This is a genomic window from Pseudomonas sp. MD195_PC81_125, assembly GCF_014060985.1.
GTDB lineage: Bacteria > Pseudomonadota > Gammaproteobacteria > Pseudomonadales > Pseudomonadaceae > Aquipseudomonas > Aquipseudomonas parakoreensis.
The window spans coordinates 1-4,321 of record NZ_JABULD010000023.1 but is presented as its reverse complement, the minus strand read 5'-3'; the positions used below and the strand labels follow the sequence as shown (position 1 = coordinate 4,321).

The window sequence follows — 4,321 nt, the reverse complement described above, 5'->3', positions numbered from 1 at the left end:
GAGAAAACCGAATGTTTAATGTAGGAATAGTCCTTATATGAGTGACGATTTGTCCTTCAGAAGTGAAGACATTCAGGATATTTCCCTCCTTGATATCGGTAGAAATCGCGAGAGAGACCGTCAGATCCCTCTCGCGGTGCAAACAACCTCCACTCTGTTAATCAACACAGCGTTAAGCAGGAGCCACTGTCAGATCGCAATACTGGAAGCTGCTATTGATGGTATCCAGAGGTTTGATGATCGGAGCTGACGATTGCGTACCGCCAGCAGCCGTATACCAGTACTTCCCATACGCAATGACACCTCGCTTCGGCTGTGCAGCCTTGAATTTTGTGGCAGTACCTACACCTGCAACGTCAGGCACATCGGCAGCCTTGATGGTGTAAGGTTGCGAGTCCGCCGTACCGTTAATCAACTGTGTACCTGCAGCATCCGAGTACGCTTCAAAGTGTGCGGTAATAATGGTGCCTGGCGGTAATAACGGGTCTTTTTTGATATTCAGCCCCATCACATAATTACTCGTAGGGCTGATCATCGCGAAGCACTCGATATAGTCGCGAGTTGCTGGTTTGCGGACATTGACCGTTGGAGGCGGCAGCAAGATCGGGATCTGGTCGACTACCACTGTTTGAGGCAAGGATTTATTGATGTTCTTACCCAGTCCCGTGATTTCGATCGTGTAGCGGGCCGTATCGCTTGGTGGTTTCAACTTTGCCATTTCACTTGCCGGGATAGCAACAGAAAAACTCGACACAGGCCTAAACGGACTAAATGTTTCAAAAGGTACTGTAGCGTTACCCAAGTAACACTTGACCTCATGCTCCGGCAGAATGTCCGGATCGTTCAGGGCGTTTGTCACTGTAAATGTGCCTGGTTTGTCACGATCAGTGGCCGCCACAACGTTTGCAACACCGGAAGCCCCCGTCACAACCGGTAGTTGGAGATCCGCGTTCTCCAGATCAGGTGGATTCGTAGGTATTACACCCGCGACACGCGAGTCAAAAGTAAAGGTTGCAATCGGTGATTCGGCATCAGGCGAAAGACCGGCACGCACTATTACGGAGTTGATATTAATGTCGACAGGGCTATCGGGATCAGCAAACAGCGGATGTATATTTTTGAAGTCAATGCTGTAAGTCAAATTACCGTTAGCCCATGGCTGTTTCGCAGTCTCGAAAGAAACAATGACATCGTTGGCTTTAGTAAGCACCAGAGAGATTTGATCCCCCGGCTCCGCGTCTTGAATTGTCGAGTTTTCGACGATAGCCGTAAGCGCGATGGGGGCTGGAGGTGTAGCCGTGCTGAGAAAATCTTCCCAGTAAAGCGTCGTGGTGTAACTTGGATCAGTCTTCGGCACCAATGGGGCTTTATTGATCGATGGTGCTAATGGTAATTTCAATGTCAGCAAGGGTGCAGAAACAGATTCCTGGCCTTGATTACCGATCCAGTCGGTCCATTCATAAATCCAATTGACGCGCCCGTTAGGGAATACAAGCAACTCGGTGCTAGGAAAACTGAACTTACCCGTCGCATCGACAGTTCCATTGAAGACCTCAACTCTTTGCGTACCGGAAACAAGCCAGACTCTTAAATTGTCATCGACCCTGCGCCCGAAATACCCGACGTTAACCGTACCCTCCACATCTTGATTCGAGTTTATCCAAGTGGAATCAACCGTCTTTTGTGCATCCGCAGGACCGTTGTCAAAACTTGGAGCGGGCGTTGGCTTGATTTTTTTGGGAGGGTTTTTTGTATCGACCGGCGCGAGTTGGTCAACGATAAACTCCACTTGGCCGTCATCGAAATTACCGCCCCCCTCTTTGTAGTACCTGACCAGCAGCTCCCAAACAGTCGGGCCTGGGGATGTCGCCTTTTCCTTAAACAGATTCGCGTCCAAGTCCAACGGGATAGGCGAGACAGGTCGACCAGCGATAGGGCCAAGCACCGCGTCATCCGGGTAATCAATCCAGGTCACTTCGCCTTTTTCACGATATTTGAATCCAACTTCATCATCATCATGTTCATCATCGGGGCGAGCCAGGTTGATCATCAATTTACCGGAATCCATCATGGCCTTCTTGATAAAACCACCCGCCAGCGTATCAATTGTTATAGTCAAGTTAAGAACCCCACCACCTGACAAAACAGAAACCGGGCGTTGTTTTCTAGGTACAAATGTAATTCCCATTGTCGTCTCTCCTTGCGAGTTCAGGCCGGAAGGGCCAGATGTACCAGGTGTTACTCGATCGATTTTCACCAATCCTTTTTCTGATTCAGCAACGAGCCTGCTGCCATCAAACACCTGACAAATAAAAGTAGCGGAGCCATAATTTCCTAACGAACTTATATAGCTTGGAAATGGCACTTCATGCATAAAGCCTTTTATTATTTCTGTATCGGAAAGCGTTCTCCTCCATTGACCAAAAGCTTCTTCCACTTCCGTACCACTTCCGTTGATTGACTGGTATCCCCTCCAGGTAATCACTGCAACATATCCCGACAGCGCAATGTTAAGCAGGGAAGGAATTTTTACAGCACCGCCACTTGTCAATGGAGGAATTTTGTCGTTATTCCAGTACCCCCAGGTTGTTGCACCCACCGGCGAAGGTTCCGAAAAGGTTAAAGGCCGCTTGTGATTAATGGTCAGTTTACGGAGTGGAGATAAATCCGGATTACCTCCACCTCTCTTCCATAAATTGTAATAAACATGCGCAACACCATTAGTTGCCATTTGTTGAGGCGTCAAAGGCACATAAACAAAAGGATCAATAATTCCCTCTGGATATTCATTATCAAAAATAAGTGTTTCTACTGAGTTTTGTACCCAGAACACCATCAGTTGATCTTTGGGTCCCGTGTCATCCGGGCGAGATATTTTGATTTGAGTACCAGCCAGCAGGATATCTCTGGGAATATGTCCGTCCAGATCATTGTCATCAACACCTTCAACTGAAAGAGGCGCGGCAAATATGCCGTTTGAAGGACTGTTTCTGGAAAAATCAGCTGAACTCATGATTCAAATCCACCACATTAATCGGGGTTCCGTTTGTGAAATCCCCTGCTGATCCGTTGGTCAAATTAGGCGCTTCTGTATGTCTTTCTCCAACTGTCAGATCTGACAGGTGCAGCTACCGCCTGTCGGAAACGGTGGACCTTTTTTCCAATCAGCCCCCCACCCTTCACTTGACGCAGCCAAGGAATCTGGTGTTACCTGAAACCGGTTTCAGACAATAAGAAGACTTAACCGTGAACGATTTCTCCGCCGCCCAGCGCAGCCGCGTGACCATGCTTGATGTCGCCGAACACGCCGGCGTGTCCAAGGCCAGCGTCTCGCGCTTTATCGGCGATGACCGTGCCCTGCTCTCCGATACCATTGCCCAGCGCATCGAGCAGTCGATTGCCGAACTCGGCTATCGCCCCAATCAAATGGCCCGTGGTTTGAAACGCGGCCGGACCCGCCTGATCGGCATGCTGGTGGCCGATATCCGCAACCCTTATTCAATTGCCGTGATGCACGGGGTGGAAACCGCCTGCCGGCGGCACGGCTACAGCCTGGTGGTGTGCAACACCGACCGTGATGACGAGCAGGAACGTCAGCACCTGGCGCTGTTGCGCTCGTACAACATCGAAGGGCTGATCGTGAATACCCTCGGCCATCACCGTGACGAACTCCACGAGCTGCACCGCGAGATGCCGTTGGTACTGGTGGACCGCAAAGTGGAAGGCCTGGACAGCGATATGGTCGGGCTGAACAACCCACAAGCTATCGAGATGGCGCTGGAGCATCTTCAACATCGTGGCTATCGCGACGTGCTGATGGTGACCGAACCGTATGACGGCACCAGTTCGCGGATCGAGCGGGTCAGCAGTTTTCAGGCGCAGATTGCCCAGCGCTCCGGGCTGACCGGGGCAGTGCAGGAAACCAGCGACGCGCTCGCTACTGATCTACAAACATTTTTAAACACCAAGGCTACCGGCCCCAAAGCACTGTTTTGCGCCAATGGCGTGGCGGCGCTGGCCTGCACGCTGGCCTTGCGCGAAATCGGGTGTCGGCTATTCGAAGATCTCGGGTTGATTGCCCTGGATGATCTGGATTGGTACCCGTTGGTGGGCAGCGGAATTACCGCCCTCGCCCAGCCGACGGCCGAGATCGGTGCGCGGGCGTTTGAGTGTTTGCTCAAGCGTTTGCGGGGGGATGTTGAGGTGACCCGCAGGCTGGATTTTGCGCCGGTGCTGGTTGAGCGCGGGTCTACCCGAGGGAATGGTGGTGTTTTGAGCTGACGCGTTCGCTGGCAAGCCAGCTCCCACAGGGTTTKTGTGG

2 protein-coding genes are annotated in these 4,321 nt (G+C 51.4%); one reads left to right on the top strand and one right to left on the bottom strand.

Annotation, left to right across the window (positions count from 1 at the left end; genetic code table 11):
- Positions 1-172 precede the first annotated feature (172 nt).
- Positions 173-3,013 (bottom strand): hypothetical protein, encoded by a 2,841-nt coding sequence (locus HT737_RS00995; RefSeq protein WP_182401038.1) that lies wholly within the window; start codon positions 3,011-3,013, stop codon positions 173-175.
- Between the two features lie 233 nt (positions 3,014-3,246).
- Here HT737_RS00995 and HT737_RS00990 point away from each other — a divergent pair, with 233 nt between their 5' ends.
- The gene (locus HT737_RS00990) at positions 3,247-4,281 is read left to right on the top strand and encodes a LacI family DNA-binding transcriptional regulator (protein WP_182401036.1); all 1,035 of its coding nucleotides are present in this window, start codon (positions 3,247-3,249) and stop codon (positions 4,279-4,281) included.
- The last annotated feature ends 40 nt before the right edge of the window (positions 4,282-4,321 follow it).